Origin of the sequence: Longimicrobium sp., assembly GCF_036554565.1 — a bacterium.
Lineage (GTDB): Bacteria > Gemmatimonadota > Gemmatimonadetes > Longimicrobiales > Longimicrobiaceae > Longimicrobium.
Window position 1 is genome coordinate 1 of sequence record NZ_DATBNB010000382.1, and the last position, 5,065, is coordinate 5,065.

The 5,065-nt window shown below is 70.6% G+C and carries 5 protein-coding genes; 2 read left to right on the forward strand and 3 right to left on the reverse strand.

What is annotated here, in order from left to right; translation table 11 throughout:
• Together VIB55_RS10530 and VIB55_RS10535 are read left to right on the forward strand one after the other, a co-directional pair.
• On the forward strand, positions 1-420 hold a 420-nt coding region (locus VIB55_RS10530), incomplete at its 5' end, for an EVE domain-containing protein (protein ID WP_331876617.1).
• 649 nt (positions 421-1,069) lie between these two features.
• On the forward strand, positions 1,070-2,455 hold the full coding sequence (locus VIB55_RS10535) for a GAF and HD-GYP domain-containing protein (protein ID WP_331876618.1): 1,386 nt from the start codon (positions 1,070-1,072) through the stop codon (positions 2,453-2,455).
• Here VIB55_RS10535 and VIB55_RS10540 read toward each other — a convergent pair.
• From VIB55_RS10540 to VIB55_RS10550, 3 genes are all read right to left on the reverse strand, one after another.
• Positions 2,452-3,708: a GGDEF domain-containing protein gene (locus VIB55_RS10540; RefSeq protein ID WP_331876619.1), complete on the reverse strand. Its 1,257-nt coding sequence runs from the start codon at positions 3,706-3,708 to the stop codon at positions 2,452-2,454. The two genes, VIB55_RS10535 and VIB55_RS10540, sit on opposite strands and share 4 nt — an antisense overlap.
• Before the next feature lie 70 nt (positions 3,709-3,778).
• Positions 3,779-4,351 (reverse strand): DinB family protein, encoded by a 573-nt coding sequence (locus tag VIB55_RS10545; RefSeq protein ID WP_331876620.1) that lies wholly within the window; start codon positions 4,349-4,351, stop codon positions 3,779-3,781.
• Entirely contained in the window at positions 4,348-4,698 is a 351-nt protein-coding gene (locus VIB55_RS10550) for a histidine triad nucleotide-binding protein (RefSeq protein WP_331876621.1), read from the reverse strand. Before VIB55_RS10550 ends, VIB55_RS10545 begins: the two co-directional genes overlap by 4 nt.
• Positions 4,699-5,065 lie beyond the last annotated feature (367 nt).

Genomic DNA, 5,065 nt, shown 5'->3' on the forward strand with positions numbered 1-5,065 from the left:
GACGACCTGCACCGCGACGGGCAGACCACGTGGGAGGGGGTGCGCAACTACCAGGCGCGCAACTTCCTTCGCGACGACGCCCAGCCGGGCGACCGGGTGCTGTATTACCACAGCAATGCCGATCCGCCCGGCGTGGCGGGGCTGGCCACGGTGGCGCGCGCGGGGTATCCGGACCCGACCGCCCGTGATTCCGGGAGCGACTACTTCGATCCGAAGGCGTCGGACCAGGACCCGCGCTGGTACATGATCGACGTGGCGTTCGCGGAAAAGTTCCCGGCCGTGGTGTCGCTCGACGCCCTGCGGCAGACGCCCGGGCTGGAGAAGATGCTCGTCATCAACAAGAGCCGCCTTTCCGTGCAGCCGGTTACGGATGAAGAGTTCGAGATCGTGGTGAGGCTGGGGCGAGGGGGAAGTGCGTGAGTGCGTGAGTGCGAAAGTGCGAAAAGGGCCGCGACGGGGTGTCGCGGCCCTTTCGTTGTCATCCTGACGGAGCGGCCACGCCGAACCGGCCGGCCCGCCGAGTCGTGCAGCGACCGAAGGATCCGCCACACACTCCGCGTGACGCGCCGACCCGGCCCCGGCACACACCGCCAGCAGGGCTCCGTGCCGCTGCCGCGCCCGGGCTGAGAAGTGACGCAGGCTAGATCCTTCGGCCCGCGAGGGCTGTCGCACGGGCGAGTCCGGTGCGCTCGGGCCTCTGGATGACAGGCTGCCGGCTCAGCCGAAAGCCGGGCGTGCCACACGCCCGCGGCAGCACCGAGGCAAGCCAATCCACGAAGGTGGATTTCGTGTAGTCGTTGCAGCGAATTCATTCGCCCGTGGAGGCGTGGTTCGCAAACGGCCTGGGTCCCCGCCGCGTCGGCTTTGGCGCCCCATCGGAGTGTGTGGCGGATCCTTCAGTCGCTGCGTAGATCAGTGCGGCGGCGGGTTCGGGGTGGCCGCTCCTTCAGGATGACGTGCCAAGGCCTTCTGGCGCTCACGGACTCACGCACTTCCCATCCCCCGCGGTACAATTCATGATCTCCTGCGCACCCGGGGGCGGGAGGCGGAACCAGACCCGGGGCGCACGATGGCGGAGACGACGAGCGGAGCGGGCGGCAGCGCGGGAGACCCGGTTCTGGCGGCGCTGGACCAGGCCGCCGCCGCGCACCGCGCGCGCGAATCGGAGTGGCGGGCCCATCAGACGGCCACCGAAGAGGCGCTGCGCGAGGCCCAGGCGGCCCTGGAAGCCGAAGAGGCCGAGTGGACGGCCGCCCGCGCGCGGCTGGAGGCCGACCTGGCGATGGAGCGGGCCCAGGCCGAGCGCCACCGCCACCGCGCCGAGTGCCTGGAGCGCGCCCTTCGCGAAATCCACGGCGCGCTGTTCAGCGGCGACGTCTACGCGCTGATCCTGCGGGCGTGCCTGACCATTACCCAGGCATCCCGCGGCGTCTACGTGACCAGCGCCGCGGGAAGCGACCGCCTTCGCGTGCGGGCGGCGATGGGGATGACGGGGATGGAGCTGGGCGATGCGTCGCCCACCATCGCCGCGCTCTGCCGGCAGGTGCTGGAATCGGGCGAAACGCTGGTGAGCAACGACGGACGTCCCGCCGGCATTCCGGCGCCCGGAAAAGGCGAGCAGTTCCGCAACTTCGTGGCGGCCCCCGTGGTGCTGATGTCGGACCTGCACGGGGTGATCATCGCAGGCGACCGGCAGAGCGGCGAGTTCGACCACCAGGACGTCGATTCCCTGCTGGCGGTGGGCGACCAGGCTGCGGTTGCGGTGCGCAACCGGCGCCTGGAGCGCGAGCTGCAAAAGGCCTATCTGTCGACGGTGAGCATGCTTGCCGACGCCATGGAGGCCAAGGACCCCTCCACGCACGGGCACTGCGAGATGGCGTCGCGGTATGCGCGGATGGTGGCGGAACGGATGGAGCTACCCTCGCACGAGATGGCGGTGGTGTGCTACTCGGCCCTGCTTCACGACGTGGGGAAGATCGGCGTGAGCGACGGCGTGCTGAACAAGCCGGGGCCGCTGCTGCCGGAAGAGGTGGAGCTGGTGAGGGCGCACGTGCGGGTGGGGCACGACCTGCTGATCACGGTGCCCGCGCTGGGCCCCGTGGCCGACGTGGTGCTTCACCACCACGAGTGGTACGACGGGAGCGGGTACCCGGACGGGCTTACCGGGGAGAAGATTCCCCTCGCCGCGCGCATCGTGTCGGCGGTGGACGCGTACTGCGCCATGATGACGCGCCGCAGCTACAAGGAAGCCTACTCCGCCGACCACGCCCGGGCCGAGCTGGAGCGTTGCTCCGGCACCCAGTTCGATCCAACGGTGGTGCAGGTGCTGCTGGAGGTGCTCGACGATCCCCGCGCGGAGGACCAGGACGAGGACTACGACGCGGAATGCGGGCTGCTCCCCAGCTTCGTTCCGCTCACCGAGCGCGGGGAGCTGGCGGGGATCACTTTCGGCTAGCGGGCCGGGCGGCGGCTGGCGCGCCCGTCGTACAGGCGCCGGTCGGCCAGGCGGATCATCTCCTCGGCGCTCGCCATGTCGGGCGTGTAGGCGGCCACCCCCGCGCTGATCCCCACGCGCCCGTCCAGCCGCTTGCGCAGCCGCTCCACCAGCAGGTGCCCGCCCTCGGCCGTGCCCCCGGTCAGCAGCGCCAGGAACTCGTCGCCGCCAAAGCGCACCACCACGTCCGACGCGCGCGCTTCTTCGCGCAGCGCCTCGCCCACGGCGCACAGGAGTTCGTCGCCCGCCTGGTGGCCCAGGGTGTCGTTCACTTCCTTGAAGCCGTCCAGGTCCAGCACCACCACGGCCAGCGGATCGCCCCGGCGGGCCGCGGCCCACGCGTGGGCCAGCATCAGCTCCATGTGGCGGCGGTTTCCCAGCCCCGTCAGCGGGTCCGTCAGCGACAGGGTGCGCACGTCTTCCAGCAGCTTCAGCCGCCGAAGGGCCATCTGCGCCTGCAGCGCCAGGGCGCGCAGCACGTCCCAGTCTTCCGGCTCGAAGATGCGCTCGTCGCGGCGCTCCGTGAGCACCAGCACCCCTTCGCCGCCCACCGGCACGTGCGCGACCAAGGCCGTGTGCGGATCGCCGAACAGCGCGGCGGCGCCGGGAATGGCGCCCCCCGGGCGCGCGTCCTCCGACAGGATCAGCCCGGGCTCGGCGAAGCGGTCGTCCCAGGCCAGGCACACCCGCGCGCGGCAGGCACACGGCTCGGCGGGCATGGGCGCCCGCAGCAGGCCGTTGGGCTCGCGCATGAGCGCCACCGACGTGTGGGCGCCCACAATGCGCAGCGCATGGTCCGCCAGCGCGCGCATCACCTGGCCGTCGTTCTCGGCCGCGTTCAGCTCTTCGAAGTAGACGATCAGCTGGTCGGGAAGGCGCTGGCGCTTTTCGGTGCGCAGCCGCTCGCGCATGAACACCGCGGCGCCCACGGCGGCCCGGTCCATCAGGTCGGGGTCGTGCCGCCCCTGAGGAACGCGGCCGGCCACGGCGCCGGTCACCAGCACGCCCTCGCCGTCGGGGCCGTCCAGCAGCAGCACAAGGTCTTCCCCACGCTCCACGCGCTCGGGAAGACCCACGTTCATCTCCATCCGCTCGGGAGAGATGTCGCGACGCCGGTTGGTGCGACGCGTGGCGACGTCTCCGCCGGAAATCCAGCCGGTGGGCCGCGCCATCACCAGGCGAAGCCGCCGGTCATCCGTCCGCCGCACCTGCATGTGTGACCTCTAGCGAAGAGCCAGGCACCGTGCGTCTCCGCGCGGCCGCTCCAGCGTGCCTATGTCGTTATCATTTCAGAAGATAACTGAATCTACACCTGTTTACATTTCCGGTCAACGGGCGTCCCTTTCCGGGGACGGGAGCGCCGCGCGGGGGTCCGCCGAAGCTCTTGCGGAGAAGCGCCGCCTGGCCCGCGTGGTAGGCGTAGTGCTGGGCCGTGCCGTGCAGCATCACCGCGAAAGACACCCCCGCACCCAGGGGACGGTCGCGTTCGTCGCCCACTCGCGAAGACAGTTCGCCCGGGGGAAACGCCTCCACGGCGGCGAGCAGCTCCCCGTGCGCGGCGGCCAGGCGGTCCAGCGCCGCGCGCCAGCCCTGCTCGCCACCGGCGAACGCCGGCCAGTCACCGTCCTCGGGGTCCCGCGCCACGCGGTCGGCGAGGCGCCGGGCGACCTCGCGCGACCACGAGGCCAGGTGCAGCACCAGTTCACCGATGGAGTGAGCCCCCGGGAAAGGACGTGCGGCGGCCTGTTCGGACGTCACGCCGTCGAGGACGCGCCGGAGCGGATCGCCGTGCCAGGGATCGCCGTCCCAGGCGCGGCGAAGCTCGTCGAGAATGGCGTCGCGCTCGACCGCGCTCACGCGGTTCCGTGGCCGTGCAGCTGGCGGCCGCCCATCACGTGAATGTGAAGGTGCGGCACGGTCTGCCCGCCCTCGTCGCCCACGTTGATCACGACGCGGTAGCCGCTCTCCGCCACCCCCTCCTGTTCCGCCACCTTCTTGACCACCATCAGCAGGTGTCCCGCGAGGGCGTGGTCTTCGGAGGTCAGGTGGGCGATGGAGGGGATGGGCTTGCGGGGGATGACCAGCACGTGCACCGGGGCCGCGGGGTGAAGGTCGCGGATGGCAATGCAGTGCTCGTCCTGGTAGACGAAGTTGCCCGGGATCTCGCCGTCGATGATGCGCGTGAAGATCGTCTTGTCGGCCATGCGTCGTCGCCTCTGGGATGGACGGATGCGGTGCAGCGGGGCGGGAAATGTAGCGATGGCGGATGCAGGGCGGAACAGGACTGGATCCGTATTACCGGGAGATGGTGAATCGCTGCAAAAGCAAAAAGCCTCCCCAACGACGGGAGGCTTCACCTGCACGCACGCCGCACCTGCCGAAGCGCGTGATGTCATCCCGATGGAGCGGCCACAGGAAAACTGCCGACACACCAAATTCCGCAGCGACTGAGGGATCCGCCACACACTCCGGGCGCGCCACACGCCCCGCCCCACACCGAAGCAAGCCAGTCCGCGCAGGCGGACTTCGTGTGGTTGTTGCAGCGAATTCATTCGCCCGTGCAGGGCCGAG

What these genes read in the sequence shown, in the direction of transcription:
- VIB55_RS10535 (WP_331876618.1), top strand. Translation starts at nt 1,070, where the DNA reads ATGGCGGAGACGACGAGCGGAGCGGGCGGCAGCGCGGGAGACCCGGTT.
- VIB55_RS10550 (WP_331876621.1), bottom strand. Translation starts at nt 4,698, where the DNA reads ATGGCCGACAAGACGATCTTCACGCGCATCATCGACGGCGAGATCCCG.
- VIB55_RS10540 (WP_331876619.1), bottom strand. Translation starts at nt 3,708, where the DNA reads ATGCAGGTGCGGCGGACGGATGACCGGCGGCTTCGCCTGGTGATGGCG.